The sequence below is a fragment of the Ulvibacter sp. MAR_2010_11 genome, from assembly GCF_002813135.1.
Lineage (GTDB): Bacteria > Bacteroidota > Bacteroidia > Flavobacteriales > Flavobacteriaceae > Altibacter.
Genome location: NZ_PHTY01000001.1, coordinates 2600845 through 2621450, shown reverse-complemented (window position 1 = coordinate 2621450; position 20606 = coordinate 2600845). Strand labels below are relative to the sequence as shown.

Sequence of the window (20606 nt, the reverse complement as noted above, 5' to 3'; positions counted from 1 at the left end):
GCATGGATACTGTAGAAATTTTAATTAGTGTTTGCTTGGGAATTGGGTTGGCGGCTGCAGTGGGTTTTCGTGTGTTCTTACCTTTGCTGGTTTTGAGTGTTGCAGGGCATTACGAAATTATTCCTCTTAATGAAAGCTGGCAATGGATTGGAAGTATCGCAGCAGTGATCACGCTTGCAATTGCTACCTGTGTTGAAATTTTCGGATACTACATTCCCTGGTTAGACAATGCTTTGGATACTATTGCGGTACCTATGGCTGCGATTGCCGGTACTGCCGTAATGGTGGCTACTGTATCAGACTTAAGTCCGATAATTACATGGGCACTTGCTATTATTGCCGGAGGAGGTACAGCAACAGCCATTAAAGGAAATACTTCGATGTTGCGTATGGGATCTACCGCTACTACAGGAGGGTTTGCAAATCCAATTGTGACAACTGTCGAAACCGGAACTTCTATTATTATGGCAATACTCTCTATTTTTATTCCGGTATTGGCCTTTGCGATTGTACTCCTTCTTTTTTACTTCATATATAAGTTTTATAAAAAGCTTCGGAAAAATCGCCACACTCCTGTATAATCTTCTTATTTTTGAAACTTTTTGTACCTTATTTAGTATTCAAAATAAGCAACCATATTGACATTTGTACATCTTATAAAATAACTTCTAATCTCACGAATGAAGATAATAGCAATGATTCCGGCGCGATACGGCGCCTCACGATTCCCGGGAAAGTTAATGCAAGATTTGGGTGGAAAACCTGTAATTGTTCGAACGTACGAAGCTGCCAAAGCCACAAAATTGTTCGACGAGGTGTATGTGGTGACCGATAGCGCAATTATTTTTAATGAAATAGAGCAATACGGAGGGAAAGCTATTATGAGCATTCGTGAACACGACTGCGGAAGTGATCGCATCGCCGAAGCTGTAGAATACATGGATGTCGATATTGTGGTTAATGTGCAGGGGGATGAACCTTTTACAAGTAAAAAAGGACTGGAACAGGTGTTGAGTGTTTTTAACGGCCCGGATGCCGAAAAAATAGATTTGGCTTCCCTTATGACCGAAATTCACGACTGGAAAGAAATAAGCGATCCTAACTGTGTAAAAGTGATTGTAGATAAAGACAACTTTGCACTGTATTTTTCGAGATCTCCCATTCCGTATCCGCGCGATAAAAACGTTGCGGTTCAGTATTATAAACACAAAGGAATTTATGCGTTCAGAAAGGCGGCGCTAATGGATTTTTACAGATTGCCTATGAGATCTATGGAAGCAGCCGAAAAGATTGAATGTATTCGTTACTTAGAATATGGAAAGAATATAAAAATGGCAATAACTAATACGCAAGGAATTGAAATTGATACGCCCGAAGACCTCATTAGAGCCAACAAAGTATTGAAAGAAGATAAAAAAGAGACAGTAAATAATAAATACAGAAACTTTCCCATGGTGCCTAAGGTGGTATTCGGACAAGGAAGTTTCGATCAATTAGGCTCAATTTTAGCCCCACAGCGAAAGGATAAAGCTCCTTTCATCTTTCTGGTGGACGATGTTTTCAAAAACAATAAAGAGTTAATAGACCGAATCAATCCGCGTTTTAACGACAAGATTTTGTTTATTTCAGCAAACGAAGAGCCCAAAACGTCACAGGTAGATCAAATTGTAAAAGAGATAAAAACTGAATTCACCTATAAACCTTCCGGCATCATTGGAATAGGAGGGGGAACCATTTTAGATTTGGCAAAGGCTGTGTCCATCATGCTTACTAATAAGGGGAGTGCGGCCGACTATCAAGGTTGGGATCTGGTGAAGACAAAGGCAATTTATCATGTGGGAATACCAACAATTTCAGGCACCGGAGCAGAAGTTTCAAGAACTACAGTGCTTTCGGGACCAGTAAGAAAGCTTGGAATCAATAGCGATTTCACACCCTTCGATCAGGTAATTCTCGATCCGGATCTTACGATAGGCGTTCCCAAGAACCAATGGTTTTACACAGGAATGGATTGTTTTATTCATTGTGTGGAATCCTTAAATGGCACTTTTCTGAATGCCTTCAGTGAGAGTTATGGTGAAAAGGCCTACGATTTGTGCAGAGAAATATTCGTTGACAATATGCTTACCGAAGAGGAATCCCGTGGAAAATTAATGATGGCCTCCTGGCATGGAGGGATGAGTATTGCTTATTCTCAAGTAGGAGTGGCACATGCGATGAGCTACGGACTTTCATACGTCTTGGGCACAAAGCACGGAGTAGGAAACTGTATTGTTTTTGACCATTTGGAAGAATTTTATCCGAAGGATGTTATCTTGTTTAAAAAGATGGTAAAAGCCCACGAAATTGAAATTCCACAGCACTTATGCGCAAATTTAACCGAAGATCAGATGAACACAATGATCGATATTGCGCTGAGCCTGGTGCCGCTTTGGGAAAATGCGCTTGGAGACAATTGGGAAACCATTATAACTCGTGACAAGCTGAAAGAACTATATTTAAAAATGTAATGCCAAGCATTACAATCTAATGGGTTTTACCAAATTTATATTCTACAAGGTACTTGGTTGGAAAATCAATGGCACTTTCGATTCTTCAATTAAAAAGGCAGTTGTAATTGTCGTGCCTCACACCAGTTGGCACGATTTCTACATTGGAGTTTTTACACGTCGAATTTTAAAAACTGAAATTAATTTTGTTGGTAAAAAAGAACTTTTCAAATGGCCCCTTGGTTGGTATTTTCGGTGGATGGGAGGCGCGCCTTTAGACAGAACCGAAGGACAAAATAAGGTTGAAGCCATTGCCGACTTGTTTAAAAGTAAAGAAGAATTCAGATTATCCTTAGCACCCGAAGGAACACGTAAAAAAGTAGCGGCTTGGAAAACCGGTTATTACTATATTGCACAAACGGCTCAAGTGCCTATAATTCCTGTAGCTTTCGACTACAGCACAAAAACCGTAACCATCAACCCCGCATTTTATCCAACAAACGATATTGAAAAAGACACTATAAAACTTCGAAATTATTACAAGGGAGTAGTAGGGAAGAAGCCTGCAAACACCTGAATTTACTCAGTTCCCTCTTCCATGGTGTGATATACGTTTTGTACATCATCATCCTCTTCCAGTTTCTCCAATAGTTTTTCAACATCGGCCATCTCTTCTTCGGTAAGTTTTTTGGTCACTTGAGGAATACGCTCAAATCCTGAAGAAAGGATTTCTATTGTATTTTCTTCCAAGTACGCCTGAATAGCTCCAAATTTTTCGAATGGAGCATAGATTAGCACACCGTCTTCATCTTCAAAAATTTCATCAACGCCGTGATCAATTAGTTCCAGCTCCAATTCTTCCAAATCCATGCCTTCACCGTTTATTCTGAAATTACAGCTGTGATCGAACATAAAAACTACCGACCCGGATGTTCCCAAGCTACCGTCGCATTTATTGAAATAAGAACGTACATTGGCAACTGTTCTCGTATTATTATCGGTTGCGGTTTCAATTAATACTGCAATTCCGTGTTGTGCATAGCCTTCAAATAGTACCTCTTTGTAATCCCCCTGACTTTTATCACTTGCCTTTTTAATAGCTCGCTCCACATTGTCTTTGGGCATGTTTACGGCCTTCGCATTCTGAATTACAGCTCTTAATCGTGAATTAGAATCGGGGTCGGGACCACCTTCTTTTACGGCCATTACAATATCTTTTCCAATACGCGTAAACGCCTTAGACATTGCGGACCACCGCTTCATTTTACGTGCTTTTCGAAATTCGAACGCTCTTCCCATAATAGTCTATATCATTTTTTGGAATCTTTATAAAGATTCATTGTGTTTTGTGAAAATTGTTATGCAAAACAAATATAAAAATTCGAAATTACAAGGACTCAATGTAAAGAATTCTTATACTTTTTTTGTCCAAACTTGGAGTGTTTGCACTCATAATTTCGAATGTCTGTCCTAACTCACCAAACTGTCGATTATCTTGGCCAAATCGAAATCTTTCTGTGTTACGCCTCCTTCACTGTGCGTTGAAAGGCTAATATTTAGTGTGTTGTACACATTGCTCCAATCAGGGTGATGATTCATTTTTTCAGCTTCAAAAGCGATACGCGTCATCACCGAAAATGCATCCTTAAAATCCCTGAATTCTATTGCGGTGTGAATGGCACTATCCTGATATTCCCAATCCTGAATTTCACCTAATTTTTCAAGTACTTCCTGTTCTGTAAATGCTTTCATGATTTTTCAATTTTATGTTTTCAATGTACTAATTTCTTCTTTTAAGGTGCTGTCTGCAATGACTTCGGCAACTGTAATTCTATATTCCTTCGGTAGTTTGTTCAATTTGGACAAAATGGCGAGGTAGCTATCGTCGTTACTGCTAAAAACACTTTTAAAGATAGGACTTTTATCACTTAATTTGCCGGTGAGTTCTCTAAAAAGATCCTCATGATGAACCATATCTTTACTGGTTAAGTGAAAAGTACCACTTAGCTTCTTATTGATAATATAATGAACCTGTTGCGCAATTTTATTGGCTGTAGTTATCGAAATAATAAGGTTGGGGTATACTTCAAAAGAGGCCTGGTGTTTTATTGCCTGCTTTAACTGAAAGATAGCCGGGGCATTCACTCCCAATACCATGGGGAGTCGTAAAATAGCATACTTTTCTACAGGAAGCGTTTTTATAGCCTTTTCTACCGAAATTTTATACTTTCCATAATCGCTTTCAGCCAATGTAAGACTATCTTCATAAGACGGAAATGTATTTTTCCCGTCAAAAACATTCACTGAAGACAAGAAAAGGAGTCTGCAGTCATTCTGCGAAAGAACATAATTAATTATTTCATTATGTACTTTAAGTTGATACTCATATCTTCCACGCAATGAAGATATTACAACATTTGGTTTAATTTTTTCTAACACCGCCAAAACAGAATCCTTTTCTATATCAAATTGAAAAAAGACCTGGTTATGTTTCATCGCAGCATCATCATGACAGTATGTTCCATACACATCAAAATAGGGCATGAGCTCCTTGTATAGACTATTGCCAATAAAACCACTGGCTCCAAGAATTAAAATGCGATTTGACACTATCTTTCTATAATTATCTTATTAAAACTCATATGTTCAATTCGTTCGATGGTGTCGATTGGGTCTGTAAGTGTTAGCCTTTGTAAAATGGCAGTTTAACTACAGTTGCCGGTACAGCTGCCTTTCTAATTTGAATGTAAATATTCGTCCCCAAATCCTTAAATTCGGTTGCTACGTATCCCAGTCCGATGCCCTTCCCAAGCGAAGGCGCCATGGTGCCGCTGGTAACGTTTCCAATAATCTTCCCGTCAATATCTACAATATCGTAACCCTGTCTTGGGATACCGCGCTCGTCCAGTTCGAAAGCGACTAATCTTCGTTTTGGCCCTTCTTCTTTTTGCTTTTTTAAGTTCTCGGAATTGATAAAATCTTTGGTGAATTTTGTAATCCAGCCCAATCCTGCCTCAATTGGAGAAGTAGTATCATCGATATCATTTCCGTAGAGACAAAAGCCCATTTCCAGGCGTAAGGTATCTCGGGCAGCCAAACCTATAGGTTTTATGCCGTAGCTGGCTCCGGCCTCGAACACTTTGTTCCAAACTTGCTCCACCTCACTGTTTTTGCAGTAAATTTCAAATCCACCGCTTCCCGTATACCCCGTAGCACTAATGATTACGTGATCGATTCCGGCAAAATCGGATACTTTAAAGGTGTAAAATTGTATTGCGGAAAGATCCTCGCTGGTCAATGATTGCATAGCTTCCACGGCTTTAGGTCCTTGAATGGCTAACAATGAATAATCTTCCGAAAGATTGCGCATTTCGGCGTCCATAGTATTCTGACTGCTAATCCAGTTCCAATCTTTTTCGATATTTGAAGCATTTACCACCAGCAACCACTTTTCGGCTTCCAGACGGTACACAATTAAATCGTCCACAATTCCACCGGTTGCATTGGGCAGGCAACTGTACTGCGCTTGTCCGTCTACTAACTTCGAAGCATCGTTGCTTGTTACTTTCTGAATTAAATCCAACGCCTTTGGCCCTGAAATTAAAAATTCTCCCATATGTGAAACATCAAAAACCCCAACGCCCTTGCGTACAGTTTCGTGTTCGGCATTAACCCCTTCATAGGAAACGGGCATATTATAACCTGCAAAGGGAACCATTTTGGCACCCAATTGTTCGTGGATGTGAGAAAGTGCGGTATTCTTCATTGGTAAAATTTTTTCGCAAATGTATTATATCTGTAAAAGGTAACGAAGGATTTGTTTGATTGTTTTCAACAAGGTTGGTAACTTGCGGCAAAGAAACAACGCTATGAAAATATTCTCTTCAAAACAACTGTATCAGGCCGATACTGTCACGGTGGAAAAACAGCAAATATCACCGGCCGAATTGATGGAGCGAGCGGGGACACAAATATTTAATTGGCTACATCAACGCATGCAGGGAGCCCAGGTACCTATTCATATTTTTTGCGGGATTGGAAACAACGGGGGAGACGGCTTGGTGATTGGCAGATTGCTTATTGAAAACGGATACAATGTGCACGTTTATGTTGTGAATTGCAGTGATAAGCGCTCTAAAAACTTTTTAATTAATTACGACCGAATTAAAAATGTAACCAAAAAATGGCCGAAGTTGATGAAATCTGAAGAGGATTTTCCGGAAATTAACCCCGATGACATTATAATTGACGGGATTTTTGGGATCGGCTTAAATCGTTGCCCGGACGGATGGGTAAAAAAGCTTATCATTTATTTAAATGAAAACAAGGCATTTAAGCTGGCGATAGATATTCCCAGCGGCTTGTATGCCGAAGCACCTCTGGATGACCCGGATGCAGTAATCAAGGCAAATCATACTCTCACATTCCAGGCACCGAAACTAGCCTTCTTTCTACCTGAAACAGGAAAATATGTACCCTTTTACGAAGTATTGGACATTGGATTAGATCCTGAATACTTAGCAACCGCCGAGCCATTAGCACAACTCATTCAAAAACCTGAAGCTCAACAATTTTACAAGCAACGTAAAAAATACGATCACAAAGGCATGTTTGGTCATGCGCTGATAGTCGCAGGAAGTTACGGAAAGATAGGAGCAGCAATACTTGCGGCCGGAGCTACACTACGAACTGGAGCCGGAATGCTAACCGTCTTTACGCCAAAATGCGGAAATGATATTTTGCAGAATGCTGTTCCCGAAGCTATGACGCTAACCGATTCTGAAGAAAAATACATTACAAATATTTCCTATTCTTTTACTGCTTCGGCCATAGGCGTAGGGATGGGGATAGGTACAAATGCAAAAACGGTTGCTGCTTTGGAAAAGCTTTTCAAAGAAAGTAAGGCACCCATGGTGATCGACGCCGACGCACTAAATTGTATTTCGGAAAATACTTCGCTGCTTAAAGTCCTTCCAAAGCTATCCATCCTAACACCCCATGAAGGAGAGTTGAAGCGTTTAATAGGAAGCTGGAAGAACGACTACAATAAATTGGAAAAGGCTAAAAAATTTGCAAACAAACACGAGGCGGTACTTGTTTTGAAAGGAGCGAATACAATCACTGTGTTTAATAACAAATTGTATATCAATTCAACCGGAAACCCCGGAATGGCTACGGCCGGTAGCGGCGACGTATTGGCAGGGGTTATTACCGGATTGCTTTCTCAGGGGTATGATTCTTTATTGGCGGCCGTTTTTGGAGTGTATTTGCACGGTAGCGCTGGAAACATCGCAGCCCAATCGATGGGACTCGAGGCAATGATCGCAGGAGATGTAACTGCTAATCTTGGAAATGCTTATCTGGCTTTATTCGAGCAAGATCCTGCTCCACAGCCCCAAGCAGAAGAAGAACAGCAATAAAAAAAGCTCCCGTACAGGAGCTTTTCGTTTTAATTATTATGTTGTTGTTTTAAATCATTTTATCCAACATACTGCGCAACTTGGCATCTGAAGGTCGTGGTGCGTCTGCATCAACAATTTTTCCTTGTGGATCTATTAATATAAAGCGGGGAATTCCTAATATCCCGTATTCTTCAACAAATTTCGATTTCCAATTATTGTCCGCCATTAACTGTATGCCACCAAGTTCTTTCTCCACGACCATGGCTTTCCATTTATCGTAATCGTTTGGTACGTCTATGGAAATGCTAACAAAAGCAATATTTTTACCGTGATAGGCAGCTTCTACCTCTTTAAGGGCAGGAATTTCGCGAATACAAGGACCGCACCAGGTAGCCCAGACATCTATATAAACATATTTACCGCTAAGATTTTCTAATTTGGTGGTTCCTCCCATAAAATTTTCATAGTCGAAGGTAGGGGAGACGTTCCCGGGTTGCAAAGGTTTCAACTTATTATATCGCTCGGTTACCTTATTTAGATTTTCGACACCGGGGTTACTGTTCTTATACAATGCATATACTTCATCCAAAGAAGCGTCCGGCCTAAGCCCAAATTGCAAATAATCGTACATTAACTGATCTTTTGCATAGCCGTTAGGCAAGGCTTCATTTACGGTAGTTAAATAGGCTTTTGAAATATTGAAATCTTCCCGACCTTCGGAAGCCTCACTAACCAAGCGGCTAAAATGTGTATCCAGCATTCGTTGATATGCATTTGATGCTCTAAAAGCCGTTGTGTCCGAGAAATTCACATTCTTGGTGTAATCATAATACTTTTCTGAGACTGAAAATTCTTTATTCCCGGTGAAATAGCGGTTGTATTGCTGATAGTTTTCCAGATTCATGACATGGGCATAGTCGAGATTTTGAGATTCCATTTTTGAAAATGTTTCAGAAATACCTTCTGTACCGGATAATAAATCTCGATATCCCTTATCGATGGCATTTGCTTCGGCCATAAATTCTGCTTCATTCAGAGAATAAACTTCCTGAAAGGGCTTTTCTTTTTCAGAAAGTAAATATTTGGCGGCCAGATAATTGTTTTCAACAGCCAAATCTCCCGAATAAGAAATTGTTTCATCAAACTCCTGAAGGTCTACAGTCACTGAAAGGTTTGCTCCTTTTTCAAGATAGGTAGGGGTGCGTTCTCTCCCTATAAAAAGATCGTACATTCCATCGGTCTTAATACGTAAAGTATCGGTGAAGGTTCCGGCTTCCGATATTGGAATTTCAACTTCAAAATCGTTCCCCCGTACCATTGCCGTTTCCAAATTACTGTTTTGGACTGTACCGTTTATGATAACATATTCAGGTTTTTTTTCTTCCTTATTGCAAGAAATTATCACCAATGCAGCCAAAAGAAATACTATTTTTTTCATGTTTTAGGTTTAAAAAGTAGGCTAAAATACAATATAATTTTTGAGTTAAATATATTTGTATAATCCTTCATTATAAATTGGTATTTTTGCAATACAAACCAACCAGCACATGCCAGAGATTCATTATATAAGCTCAGAAATTCTAGATTTACCTACTTTAAAAGACATAATAGAATCGAATAAGTTACTGGAACTTTCGGAGGAGGCTTCCCTTAATATCAAAAAATCGAAAGAGTATTTAGACGCCAAAACCAAGAATAACGATGCGCCTATCTATGGAATCAATACAGGGTTCGGGTCTTTATGTAATGTAAAAATTTCTTCTGAAAACCTCACTAAACTACAAGAAAACCTGGTGATGTCACATGCTTGTGGTACAGGAGATTTTGTTCCGAAACCTATTATTAAGCTCATGCTTTTACTGAAGGTTCAGTCTTTGAGTTACGGATATAGCGGAGTTCAATTACAAACCGTTCAGCGATTGATCGATTTTTACAATTACGATATTTTACCGGTAGTATACGATCAAGGTAGTTTAGGAGCTTCCGGTGACCTGGCACCCTTGGCACATTTGTCTTTACCGCTCCTGGGGAAAGGAGAGGTATTTGTAAATGATGCCATCTTTTCAGCAAATGAAATTTTAAAAAAACACAACTGGGAACCAATTGTTTTAGAGGCAAAGGAAGGATTGGCATTACTAAATGGCACACAGTTTATGAGCGCCTACGGCGCCTATATTTTACTTAAAGCACATAAGCTTTCTTATATGTCCGATATGATTGCTGCCATGTCTGTCGATGCATTCGATTGCAATATGAGTCCCTTCGATTCACTGGTACACTTAGTAAGACCTCACCGCGGACAGGTGAAAACAGCCGAACGATTTGTAGACTTTCTTAGGGGAAGTGAATTGGGCAAATCGGAAAAGAAAAATGTACAAGATCCGTATTCCTTCCGATGTATTCCTCAGGTACATGGTGCAACTAAAGACACTATTCTGTTTGTTACCAAAACGTTTAAGACTGAAATCAATTCGGTTACGGACAATCCCAATATTTTTATAGCAGAAGATAAAATTATTTCCGGCGGAAATTTCCATGGTCAGCCTTTGGCATTGGGCTTGGATTTTTTAGCGATCGCCATGGCAGAACTAGCAAATATTTCAGAAAGAAGAACCTATCAATTGGTTTCGGGTTTACGAGATCTTCCGGCTTTTTTGGTGAACAATCCGGGATTGAACAGCGGATTTATGATTCCGCAGTACACTGCGGCAAGTATTGTAAGTCAGAATAAACAATTGGCCTCTCCGGCTTCGGTAGACTCTATTGTTTCGTCCAACGGACAAGAAGATCATGTGAGTATGGGCGCCAATGCTGCCACAAAATGTTTGCGTATCGTCGATAATGTAGAAACTGTACTTGCAATCGAATTGATGAACGCTTCTCAGGCAATGGAATTCAGAAGACCCAAGAAAACTTCCCCGTTTTTAGAGTCATTTTTAGAATCATTCAGAAATACAGTTCCTTTTGTAGCTGAGGATCGGCTGTTGGCAGACGACATTCACGCATCGATTTCATTTTTGCAGAGTTTTTCGATTGATAATGATATTTTGTTTTAGCTCGATTCTTGCCGAGATTGGAAATCGTTTAGGCACTCACATTTGCAACAACTTCCGTAACCCAATCAATCGCTTCTTCCAAGTTATCAAAATGGTCAAACGGTTTTTTTAGAAATATTTTTTCCAATTCGGAGTTTGAAATGTTTATTGTTTTGTTTGAAACCACTGCAAAGGCTACAAGATTTTCAATTTTGGATGTTTCGATATAGGTTCTGGGATCTACCGAATATGAATTTAGGCGATGGGTTATATAGGCAAAAGGACGGTTTTCAAAATATTTATTTGAAATCGCTATAAGTTCTGCGTTGTATTCGGGCTTGACCGTAACCCCTTCTTTCATAACGGCAATTACATAATTTGGGAATACTTCTATTTTTCCAAATATAAAGTTTAGTGTGATTGGCATTCTCCTCGGGTTTTATGTCTTCAAGTTATTAAAATTAGAAGAAACGGACAACTAATTTGCACAATTCACACAAGTAATGGCCTGGGGCATGAGTAATATTCTTCCAATTGGAATGGCATTTTTACACCGAATACAAAGGCCAAAGTCCGAATCGTGAATCTTGGTGAGAGCCACCTTTAGATTTTTAAATTTTAGTTCTGCTTTACGAAGCGCATTTTCGTTGACAGTTCGATTATTGATAGCATCCATACGCGATATGCGGCCTATAGCATTTTCAGGAGCAATAGGTTTTGAAAGCTCGCGGTATTTTTCAACCAGCTTTGCCGTTTCAAGTAATTCCTCTTCAATTCGCAATTGTATCTGTTCCTTCTCTGTCATATCTAATAAGAAGCGCCTGCTTTATTCAAACAGGCGCCAACTCTTTACATTATTTGATCGAATCAGGACTCTGTAGTCTTCTTCTGTTTCTTAATTTTGATTGTCAACTCGTCTTTCTTTTCATCCAGATCCATAAGTATCCCATCGCCTTCCTGCAGGTTCGAATTAATTATTTCTTCGGCTAAGGCATCTTCAATATATTTCTGAATAGCACGATTTAAAGGCCGTGCACCGTATTCTTTATCAAAACCTTTGTCTGCGATATAATCTTTTGCTTTTTCGGTTAATTTAAGATCGTATCCCAAATCATTGATTCTTTCGAACAATTTATCCAGTTCAATATCAATAATCTTATGAATATCATCTCTATCCAACGGATTGAACACCATAACGTCGTCTACACGATTCAGAAATTCGGGGGCAAAAGCCTTTTTCAGCGCATTCTCAATAATGCTTTTTGAGTTTGCATCTGCCTGATTTTCTTTGGCTGATGTTCCAAAACCTACCCCTTGTCCGAAATCTTTCAATTTCCGGGCCCCGATATTGGAAGTCATAATGATAATGGTATTCTTAAAATCAATTTTTCTTCCCAAGCTATCCGTGAGCTGACCATCGTCCAATACCTGAAGCAACATATTAAATACATCGGGGTGTGCCTTTTCAATTTCGTCCAATAGAACTACTGCATACGGCTTGCGTCTTATTTTTTCGGTAAGTTGTCCGCCTTCTTCATAACCTACATAGCCCGGAGGCGCGCCAATTAAGCGCGACACTGCAAATTTTTCCATGTATTCACTCATGTCTACCCGCACCAAAGCGGTGTCCGAGTCGAATAGCTCTCTTGCCAATACTTTCGCTAATTGTGTTTTACCAACACCTGTCTGGCCTAAAAAGATAAACGACCCAATGGGCTTGTTAGGATCTTTTAAGCCTGCACGGTTTCGCTGAATGGCTTTTACAACCTTGGCAACTGCTTCGTCTTGTCCAATAACCTTTCCTTTAATTCGGTCGGGAAGAGCGGCAAGTTTGGTTGTTTCTGTCTGTGCAATTCTATTTACGGGAATACCTGTCATCATAGAAACCACTTCAGCTACATTTTCTTCATCGACAGTTTCCTTGTGTAATTTTGATTCTTTTTCCCAGGCTTCCTGTTGAGTTGCTAGTTCCTTTTCGAGGTTTTTCTCATCATCGCGAAGCTTGGCAGCTTCTTCATATTTCTGTTTTTTTACGACAGAATTTTTTAATTCACGAACTTCTTCGAGTTTGCCTTCGATGTCTAAAATCTTTTCAGGGACATGAATATTGGTGATATGAACACGTGATCCAGCTTCGTCCAAGGCATCGATAGCCTTGTCTGGAAGGAAACGTTCGGTCATATATCTATTTGTCAATTTTACGCAAGCTTCCAAGGCAGCATCTGTGTACTGCACATTGTGATGTGCTTCGTATTTGTCTTTGATGTTATGAAGAATCTCGATAGTTTCGGCTACTGTAGTGGGTTCTACAAGGACTTTTTGAAAACGACGCTCCAAGGCTCCGTCTTTTTCAATATACTGTCGGTATTCATCCAAAGTAGTCGCTCCAATACATTGAATTTCTCCCCTTGCCAAAGCCGGTTTAAACATATTGGATGCATCCAGAGAACCTGTTGCACCACCTGCACCAACTATGGTATGGATTTCATCTATAAAAAGAATAATGTCGTCGTTCTTCTCCAGTTCGTTCATCACCGCCTTCATGCGTTCTTCAAACTGCCCGCGATATTTGGTTCCGGCAACAAGACTCGCCAAATCGAGGGTTACCACTCGCTTATCGTATAATATTCGCGACACCTTACGTTGTACAATTCGTAAGGCAAGGCCTTCGGCGATCGCCGATTTACCCACTCCCGGTTCACCAATAAGTAATGGATTGTTCTTTTTTCTACGGCTAAGAATTTGAGAAACTCGTTGTATTTCACTTTCGCGACCCACAACAGGATCCAGTTTTCCATCTTCAGCCATTGCTGTTAAATCCCTTCCAAAATTATCCAAAACAGGGGTTTTAGATTTTTTTGTTCCCTTAGTAGTACTTGAGGCGAATAAATTTTCCTTCGAAGTATCTTCGGGGGCAGCGTCATCGTCATTAGGAAATGATTCGCTGGTAGGGCTGTCTATATAATCTTCGTCGTTTGCAATCATAAGTTTAAATTGATCTTTAACACCGTCGTAATCCACTTTCATTTTATTGAGCAACTTTGTGGTAGGATCGTTCTCATTTCTAAGAATACAAAGTAGCAAATGGGCCGTATTGATAGAGGAACTTTGGAACAATTTTGCTTCCAAAAAGGTTGTTTTAAGCGCTCTTTCTGCCTGACGGGTTAAATGTAGGTTCTTTTTATCGTTTTCGTTTGTATCGGAGTTTGGATTTGCAGGACTCAATATTTCTACCTTTCTGCGAAGGTGATTTAAATCAACGTCCAGTGCATTTAGTATGGTGACCGCCTTGCCATTGCCATCACGAAGCAAACCCAGCATTAAATGCTCGGTGCCTATAAAATCGTGACCCAATCGCAGCGCTTCTTCTTTGCTATATGCAATTACATCTTTTACTCTTGGGGAAAAATTATCATCCATACTTTTTATATCTGGGAACTCTAAAAATAGTAATTTTACTTATAGTCGAGACAAAAATCATACCTCATTTAACTGTTCAGTAGTAAAAGGACAAAAAAACTTACTAAAATCAAAGGATAACTCCTGATAGTTATTAACGATTTTCAGGCGAAATTTTGTTAATAAAAACGTGAATTTTACACGCTGAAACCCCTATTAAAACTTGCAAAATAGTGTATCTTGCCCGTTAAGTTTGACAACTAAAAATTAAAGAAAAATATTTATGGCTGAAGGCGAAAAATTAATCCCAATTAACATTGAAGATGAAATGAAATCGGCCTACATTGATTATTCAATGTCGGTCATTGTGTCACGTGCACTACCGGATGTAAGGGATGGTATGAAACCTGTTCACAGACGTGTATTATTTGGAATGTACGAGCTGGGTGTAAGAGCAACCGGAGCTCATAAAAAATCGGCTAGAATTGTTGGAGAAGTATTAGGAAAATATCATCCACATGGTGATACTTCTGTATACGATGCCATGGTGCGTATGGCACAGGAATGGAGTCTCCGTTATATGCTTGTTGACGGGCAGGGTAACTTTGGATCGATAGATGGTGACAGTCCGGCGGCAATGCGTTATACCGAAGCGCGTATGCAAAAGATTTCCGAAGACATGCTTGCCGATATCGACAAGGAAACGGTAGATCATAAGTTGAATTTTGATGATACCCTTCACGAACCTACGGTTTTACCTACAAGAGTCCCCGGACTTCTTATAAACGGGGCTTCCGGTATTGCGGTTGGAATGGCAACCAATATGCCTCCGCATAACCTTTCTGAAGTAATAGACGGAACCATCGCCTATATCGAAAACAACGATATAGACATTGATGAGTTGATGCAACATATTAAAGCACCCGATTTCCCTACGGGAGGTGTCATTTATGGGTATGAAGGCGTAAAAGAAGCATTTCACACTGGGAGAGGTCGTATCGTGATGCGTGCGAAAGCCAGTTTTGAAGAGGTTGCCGGGCGGGAATGCATTATTGTAAATGAGATTCCGTATCAGGTGAACAAGGCAGATATGATTAAAAAAACTGCCGATCTAGTAAATGATAAAAAAATTGAAGGTATTTCGAATATCCGGGATGAATCGGATAGAAACGGAATGCGGATAGTATATATACTGAAGCGAGATGCGATACCAAATATAGTATTGAACATGCTGTACAAGTACACGGCGTTGCAATCGAGTTTTAGTGTAAATAATATTGCCCTTGTAAAAGGACGTCCTCAAATGCTCAATTTGAAGGAGTTGATTCATTATTTCGTAGAGCACCGTCACGAAGTGGTAGTGCGGCGTACTGAGTATTTGTTGCGTAAAGCCGAAGAAAGAGGGCATATCCTGGAAGGATTGATTATTGCTTCCGATAATATTGACGAAGTAATAAAATTGATTCGGGCTTCCGCCAACGCAGATGAAGCCAGAGAAGTGTTGATGAAAACTTTCGAGCTTTCAGAAATACAAGCCAAGGCGATTGTAGAAATGCGATTACGTCAGTTAACAGGTCTGGAACAGGACAAACTGCGTAGTGAGTACGAAGAATTAATGAAAACCATCGATGACTATAAGGACATTCTTGCCAAAGTGGAGCGTCGTATGGGGATTATTAAAGAAGAATTGGCCGAAATTAAGTCTAAATACGGTGATGAGCGTCGTTCTACCATTGAATATGCAGGTGGCGACGTAAGTATTACCGATTTAATTGCCGATGAAAAAGTGGTAATTACTATTTCACATGCAGGGTATATTAAGCGTACTTCCCTAACCGAATACAAAACCCAGAATAGAGGAGGTGTAGGACAAAAAGCTTCAGCCACGCGAAATGAGGATTTCCTGGAGCACCTTTTCGTGGGAACCAACCACCAATATATGTTGTTCTTTACGCAAAAAGGAAAATGTTTCTGGATGCGTGTATTCGAAATTCCTGAAGGAAGCCGTACTTCAAAAGGCAGAGCTATTCAGAATTTAATAAATATTGAATCAGACGACAAGGTAAAAGCCTTTATCTGTACTCAGGATCTGAAGGACGAAGATTACATAAACAGTCACTATGTAATTATGGCAACTAAAAAAGGTCAGGTGAAGAAAACTCCATTGGAGCAGTATTCTCGTCCGCGTACCAATGGAATCAACGCCATTACCATTAGGGAAGATGACGAATTACTGGAAGCAAAATTAACTACCGGTTTCAGTCAGGTGATGATTGCCGTGCGTTCCGGGAAAGCCATTCGTTTTGAAGAGGCAAAAACAAGACCTATGGGTAGAAATGCTTCAGGGGTGAGAGGTATAACTTTGGCCGATAAGAACGATGAAGTAATTGGTATGATTGCCGTTGAAAATGAAGCATCCGATATTTTGGTGGTTGCTGAAAATGGATATGGTAAAAGATCCAGTATTGAAGATTATCGAATCACCAATCGAGGCGGAAAAGGTGTAAAAACCATTAATGTTACCGAAAAAACCGGTAAATTAGTGGCTATCAAGAATGTTAGTGATCAGGACGATTTAATGATTATCAATAAATCGGGTATTGCTATTCGAATGGCAGTAGAGGATTTAAGAGTTATGGGGCGTGCAACACAAGGAGTACGACTTATTAAAGTACGTGATGATGATGCCATAGCAGCTGTCGCCAAAGTAATGCATGATGAAGATGAGGTAAATGTCGAAGATGAATTGGAGGATGGCACTACAATTGATATGAATGAGCAACAAACCGATTTAGACAACGAAGAAACACAAACCGATATCAACGAATAATTTAGTTTAACAATGAAAAAAGTATTTTTAGTAACCGGACTTATACTGCTTACTGCAGTGAGTTTTGGTCAGAAGAAGGAAATTAAAAAAGCAGAAAAAGCGGTTAAGTCCGGGGATTACACAGAGGCTATGACATTATTGTCACAAGCCGAGCCAATGCTTGGTAGCGCAGAAACCGACGAAAAAGTTAGCTTTTACGTAACGCGAGCAGAAGCGAGAATGAATAATTTATCTTCAGATTTTGCAGCGCTCTCTAAGGCGGGTAGTGATCTTCAAAAAGCCCTTGAAATTGATCCGGGAGCTTCAAAAGACAGTCGCTATTCGGATGCAGTTACCATTCTGAAAAGCAAGATGGAACAGATGGCTATTAAGGATTTTAGGTCTAAAGACTATAAATCGGCTGCAGGAAAGTATTTTGCAATCTACAGTGCCAGTAAACAGGACACCATATTCTTGGCAAACGCTGCGATTAGTGCTAAAAACGCTCAGGACTATGAAACGGCCATTACCTATTATGAAACCTTGTTGGATGTTGGATATACCGATATAAAGGAGCAATATGTCGCAACAAGTATGGAAACAGGTATGGAAGAAGTTTTTGACACAAAAACCCAACGTGATTTGATGGTAAAAGGAGGCAGCCATATAAAGCCTGTGACCAGAAATTCTCCTTCAAAGCAGGAAGATTTTCTGAATGATTTAACGGTAATGTATGCAGAAACAGGTAATTCGGAAAAAGCTTTAACCCTGCTGAAAAAATTAAGAAGTACTAATCCAAATGATGCCGGATTAATTAGAGCTGAAGCCGATTTACAATATAAGATGGGTAATTCAGCAAAATATCAGGAACTTATTTCTGAGCTTATCAGTAAGGATCCGAATAATCCTGAACTCTATTTTAACCTTGGAGTAACTTCAAATAAAAGCGGGAACACTGAAAAAGCAATGGAATATTACAAAAAGGCTCTTGAGTTAGATCCAAATTATGTTGGAGCCAATATCAATATGGCTTCAATGATTTTAGATATGCAGCCGCCATTGGTAACCGAAATGAATGGGTTGGGAACTTCTAACGCAGACTACAAGCGTTATGATATTCTTAAAGCAAAATTAACCGAAATTCAAAGAAGTTCTATTCCGTATCTGGAAGCTGCCGTGCGTTTGCGTCCGGAGGATATAGATTTTGCAAGAACCCTTATGAACATCTACACTCAAGTAGGTGAAGACGCCAAAGCCACTGCTATGAAGGCTAAGGTTGAAGCGTTAGAAGGAGGAGAGTAAATTCTATTTCAATAAAAATATAAAAAAGCCTTTCGATATTTCGGAAGGCTTTTTTTATATGATACGTTTTATAACTCTTAGCTTATGGGTGTGAGTTCTTTTTTCGGCATTAAAAATTCCTGTATGGTCTAACCGGTCAATTCTCACCTGCCCATGTGCGTGAATAATATAGTTATCGCTCATAATAATACCCACATGGACGATGGCTCCTTCCGAATTATCGAAAAAGGCCAAATCACCCGGCTCACTTTCTTCAATAAAACTAAGAGGCTCGCCTTGTGTTGCCTGTTGACTTGCATCGCGAAGCAAACGATGACCATTCAATTTATAGACCATTTGGGTAAAACCACTACAATCTATTCCAAAAGGAGTTTTTCCACCCCATAAATAGGGTGTGTTTAAATAAAGTAAGGATGTTTCAACAAGCGCTGCTTTTGGAGCTATTTTTGAAATCGATTTACCTTCGAAAATATGTCCCAGTAATTTTGCTGAATTTATATTGCTGCCAATACAGATGGAAAGCAGTTGCTTTTTATCGGTTGTAATAAAATCCACCAAATCTGAAGCATAGACCGGGGATTCTTGTTTTGTCTGGTCGTATTCCTCTTCAGAAATAAAAGTAAATTGTTTGTTGTCTATCCACCCTTCGTACGAATCGAAACTCAAGCGAATGCGACTCCATTTTTTTCGAATTTCCAGCACTTTAAAAACCTCTCCGTACAACACCTGACTCACGAGTTCACTTCTATCGGAAGTTTCTACACGTAAAGGGACGATACTTAAATTACAAATGCCATAATTCATTTGGGCGATCCTCGGTAGCTTGGATTAGTTTCTTTCAATTACCATTGCAGAAGCACCACCACCTCCATTACAAATGGCAGCAGCACCAATCTTGGCATTATTTTGTTCCAACACATTCAGCAAAGTGATAAGAATTCGAACTCCACTACATCCAAGTGGATGTCCCAATGAAACTGCACCGCCGTTCACATTTACGTTGGCATCATTCAATCCTAAAATTTTCATATTAGCCAATCCAACAACCGCAAATGCTTCATTAAATTCGAAGAAATCAACATCATCCAGACCAATGCCTGCTTTGGCAAGTGCTTTTGGCAAAGCCTCAGCTGGCGCTGTCGTAAACCATTTAGGTTCCTGTGCCGCATCTGCATAACTTTTAATCGTGGCCAGAGGGCTTAATCCTAGTGCAGCAGCCTTTTCGGCACTCATTAAAATCATGGCTCCGGCACCGTCGTTAATTGTCGATGCGTTTGCTGCAGTCACCGTTCCGTCTTTTGTAAAAGCAGGTCTAAGTGATGGAATTTTATCCATGTGTACGTTTTTGTACTCTTCATCTTCCGAAACAATCACGGGTTCTCCACGGCGCTGTGGGACTTCCACAGGCACAACTTCATTTTTAAATTTTCCCTCACTCCAGGCTTTGGCGGAACGATTGTAGGACTGTATGGCAAAGGCATCCTGATCTTCACGTGAAAACTTATATTCGGTGGCACATGCATCTGCACAAACCCCCATGGCATTCTGATCGTAAGCATCAACCAAGCCGTCTTTTTGCATTCCGTCTATCAAGGTCGAAGGGCCGAATTTCACACCGTTACGCATATGAACATAATGTGGAATATTACTCATACTTTCCATGCCACCGGCCACTATAACATCGGCGTCACCTAAGGCAATTGCCTGTGCTGCATGCATTACAGCCTTCATCCCCGAAGCACATACCTTATTAACGGTGGTACAAGGAACCGAATCGGGAATCCCCGCAGCCAAGGCTGCCTGACGAGCAGGTGCTTGTCCAACACCGGCTTGAACAACATTGCCCATATACACTTCCTGAACTAATGATGGATCGAGTTTAATTTTATCTAAAGCGCCTTTTATTGCCGTTGCCCCAAGTTGGGTAGCAGTTAACGATGAAAGACTTCCCATAAAACTCCCAATTGGAGTTCGTGCCGCAGCAACAATTACAACTTTTTTACTCATTGGAATGTGGTATTTTATATTTTAAAATAATACTAATTCCTGATAAATATCCTTCAGAATTAGAAAGCGCAAATTTACATATTTAAAACTTAATTATCAATCTTTAGGCATGCAGGGTTGCCGATTAATTGGTCGATATTTATACCTTTACCTTTACAATATT

The 20606-nt window shown here is 39.9% G+C and carries 17 protein-coding genes; 7 read left to right on the top strand and 10 right to left on the bottom strand.

Annotated elements, in window-relative coordinates:
- Positions 1-2 precede the first annotated feature (2 nt).
- The 3 genes from ATE92_RS12035 to ATE92_RS12025 all read left to right on the top strand — a co-directional run bounded on the left by ATE92_RS12035 (position 3) and on the right by ATE92_RS12025 (position 3066).
- Positions 3-581, top strand: a complete 579-nt coding sequence (locus tag ATE92_RS12035) for a DUF4126 domain-containing protein (RefSeq protein WP_100803951.1) — start codon at positions 3-5, stop codon at positions 579-581.
- Positions 582-680: 99 nt separating this feature from the next.
- On the top strand, positions 681-2510 hold the full coding sequence (gene kdsB / locus ATE92_RS14270; RefSeq protein WP_369819714.1) for a 3-deoxy-manno-octulosonate cytidylyltransferase: 1830 nt from the start codon (positions 681-683) through the stop codon (positions 2508-2510).
- A gap of 19 nt (positions 2511-2529) precedes the next feature.
- Positions 2530-3066: a 1-acyl-sn-glycerol-3-phosphate acyltransferase gene (locus tag ATE92_RS12025; RefSeq protein ID WP_100803950.1), complete on the top strand. Its 537-nt coding sequence runs from the start codon at positions 2530-2532 to the stop codon at positions 3064-3066.
- 2 nt (positions 3067-3068) lie between these two features.
- Here the strand turns inward: ATE92_RS12025 and ATE92_RS12020 are convergent, their stop codons facing one another.
- The 4 genes from ATE92_RS12020 to gcvT form a co-directional block, all read right to left on the bottom strand.
- Complete coding sequence (locus ATE92_RS12020; RefSeq protein WP_100803949.1) at positions 3069-3788, bottom strand: YebC/PmpR family DNA-binding transcriptional regulator; 720 nt, start codon at positions 3786-3788, stop codon at positions 3069-3071.
- A gap of 171 nt (positions 3789-3959) precedes the next feature.
- Complete coding sequence (locus ATE92_RS12015; protein ID WP_100803948.1) at positions 3960-4241, bottom strand: 4a-hydroxytetrahydrobiopterin dehydratase; 282 nt, start codon at positions 4239-4241, stop codon at positions 3960-3962.
- Positions 4242-4253: 12 nt separating this feature from the next.
- Positions 4254-5099, bottom strand: a complete 846-nt coding sequence (locus ATE92_RS12010; protein WP_100803947.1) for a sugar nucleotide-binding protein — start codon at positions 5097-5099, stop codon at positions 4254-4256.
- A gap of 73 nt (positions 5100-5172) precedes the next feature.
- Positions 5173-6255, bottom strand: a complete 1083-nt coding sequence (gcvT, locus tag ATE92_RS12005; RefSeq protein WP_100803946.1) for a glycine cleavage system aminomethyltransferase GcvT — start codon at positions 6253-6255, stop codon at positions 5173-5175.
- 103 nt (positions 6256-6358) lie between these two features.
- On the opposite strand from gcvT, the gene ATE92_RS12000 reads away from it, so the two are divergent.
- Positions 6359-7909 (top strand): NAD(P)H-hydrate dehydratase, encoded by a 1551-nt coding sequence (locus ATE92_RS12000; protein WP_100804429.1) that lies wholly within the window; start codon positions 6359-6361, stop codon positions 7907-7909.
- Between the two features lie 49 nt (positions 7910-7958).
- Here the strand turns inward: ATE92_RS12000 and ATE92_RS11995 are convergent, their stop codons facing one another.
- Entirely contained in the window at positions 7959-9329 is a 1371-nt protein-coding gene (locus ATE92_RS11995) for a TlpA disulfide reductase family protein (protein WP_100803945.1), read from the bottom strand.
- A gap of 109 nt (positions 9330-9438) precedes the next feature.
- Here ATE92_RS11995 and hutH point away from each other — a divergent pair, with 109 nt between their 5' ends.
- Positions 9439-10947 carry a histidine ammonia-lyase gene (hutH, locus tag ATE92_RS11990; RefSeq protein WP_100803944.1) on the top strand — a complete coding sequence of 503 codons (1509 nt, stop codon included), beginning with the start codon at positions 9439-9441 and terminating at the stop codon, positions 10945-10947.
- A gap of 28 nt (positions 10948-10975) precedes the next feature.
- Here hutH and ATE92_RS11985 read toward each other — a convergent pair whose 3' ends face one another.
- The 3 genes from ATE92_RS11985 to ATE92_RS11975 all read right to left on the bottom strand — a co-directional run bounded on the left by ATE92_RS11985 (position 10976) and on the right by ATE92_RS11975 (position 14346).
- Positions 10976-11353, bottom strand: a complete 378-nt coding sequence (locus ATE92_RS11985) for a hypothetical protein (RefSeq protein ID WP_100803943.1) — start codon at positions 11351-11353, stop codon at positions 10976-10978.
- Positions 11354-11404: 51 nt separating this feature from the next.
- On the bottom strand, positions 11405-11731 hold the full coding sequence (locus ATE92_RS11980; RefSeq protein ID WP_100803942.1) for a TraR/DksA C4-type zinc finger protein: 327 nt from the start codon (positions 11729-11731) through the stop codon (positions 11405-11407).
- Between the two features lie 62 nt (positions 11732-11793).
- A complete protein-coding gene (locus ATE92_RS11975) occupies positions 11794-14346 on the bottom strand; it encodes an ATP-dependent Clp protease ATP-binding subunit (protein ID WP_100803941.1) in 2553 nt (850 codons plus the stop codon).
- A 262-nt stretch (positions 14347-14608) separates the two neighbouring features.
- On the opposite strand from ATE92_RS11975, the gene gyrA reads away from it, so the two are divergent.
- On the top strand, positions 14609-17155 hold the full coding sequence (gene gyrA, locus ATE92_RS11970) for a DNA gyrase subunit A (RefSeq protein WP_100803940.1): 2547 nt from the start codon (positions 14609-14611) through the stop codon (positions 17153-17155).
- A gap of 12 nt (positions 17156-17167) precedes the next feature.
- Positions 17168-18436 (top strand): tetratricopeptide repeat protein, encoded by a 1269-nt coding sequence (locus ATE92_RS11965; RefSeq protein ID WP_100803939.1) that lies wholly within the window; start codon positions 17168-17170, stop codon positions 18434-18436.
- A 54-nt stretch (positions 18437-18490) separates the two neighbouring features.
- On the opposite strand, the gene ATE92_RS11960 is transcribed toward ATE92_RS11965, so the two are convergent.
- Together ATE92_RS11960 and ATE92_RS11955 are read right to left on the bottom strand one after the other, a co-directional pair.
- Positions 18491-19240, bottom strand: a complete 750-nt coding sequence (locus tag ATE92_RS11960) for a C40 family peptidase (protein ID WP_100803938.1) — start codon at positions 19238-19240, stop codon at positions 18491-18493.
- A gap of 24 nt (positions 19241-19264) precedes the next feature.
- Positions 19265-20443, bottom strand: a complete 1179-nt coding sequence (locus ATE92_RS11955; protein ID WP_100803937.1) for an acetyl-CoA C-acyltransferase — start codon at positions 20441-20443, stop codon at positions 19265-19267.
- Positions 20444-20606 lie beyond the last annotated feature (163 nt).

Excerpts from the sequence above, each read along its gene's own strand:
- ATE92_RS12035 (WP_100803951.1), top strand. The coding sequence starts at position 3 with ATGGATACTGTAGAAATTTTAATTAGTGTTTGCTTGGGAATTGGGTTG.
- kdsB (WP_369819714.1), top strand. The coding sequence starts at position 681 with ATGAAGATAATAGCAATGATTCCGGCGCGATACGGCGCCTCACGATTC.
- ATE92_RS12025 (WP_100803950.1), top strand. The coding sequence starts at position 2,530 with ATGGGTTTTACCAAATTTATATTCTACAAGGTACTTGGTTGGAAAATC.
- ATE92_RS12020 (WP_100803949.1), bottom strand. The coding sequence starts at position 3,788 with ATGGGAAGAGCGTTCGAATTTCGAAAAGCACGTAAAATGAAGCGGTGG.
- ATE92_RS12015 (WP_100803948.1), bottom strand. The coding sequence starts at position 4,241 with ATGAAAGCATTTACAGAACAGGAAGTACTTGAAAAATTAGGTGAAATT.
- gcvT (WP_100803946.1), bottom strand. The coding sequence starts at position 6,255 with ATGAAGAATACCGCACTTTCTCACATCCACGAACAATTGGGTGCCAAA.
- ATE92_RS12000 (WP_100804429.1), top strand. The coding sequence starts at position 6,359 with ATGAAAATATTCTCTTCAAAACAACTGTATCAGGCCGATACTGTCACG.
- ATE92_RS11995 (WP_100803945.1), bottom strand. The coding sequence starts at position 9,329 with ATGAAAAAAATAGTATTTCTTTTGGCTGCATTGGTGATAATTTCTTGC.
- hutH (WP_100803944.1), top strand. The coding sequence starts at position 9,439 with ATGCCAGAGATTCATTATATAAGCTCAGAAATTCTAGATTTACCTACT.
- ATE92_RS11985 (WP_100803943.1), bottom strand. The coding sequence starts at position 11,353 with ATGCCAATCACACTAAACTTTATATTTGGAAAAATAGAAGTATTCCCA.
- ATE92_RS11980 (WP_100803942.1), bottom strand. The coding sequence starts at position 11,731 with ATGACAGAGAAGGAACAGATACAATTGCGAATTGAAGAGGAATTACTT.
- ATE92_RS11975 (WP_100803941.1), bottom strand. The coding sequence starts at position 14,346 with ATGGATGATAATTTTTCCCCAAGAGTAAAAGATGTAATTGCATATAGC.
- gyrA (WP_100803940.1), top strand. The coding sequence starts at position 14,609 with ATGGCTGAAGGCGAAAAATTAATCCCAATTAACATTGAAGATGAAATG.
- ATE92_RS11965 (WP_100803939.1), top strand. The coding sequence starts at position 17,168 with ATGAAAAAAGTATTTTTAGTAACCGGACTTATACTGCTTACTGCAGTG.
- ATE92_RS11960 (WP_100803938.1), bottom strand. The coding sequence starts at position 19,240 with ATGAATTATGGCATTTGTAATTTAAGTATCGTCCCTTTACGTGTAGAA.
- ATE92_RS11955 (WP_100803937.1), bottom strand. The coding sequence starts at position 20,443 with ATGAGTAAAAAAGTTGTAATTGTTGCTGCGGCACGAACTCCAATTGGG.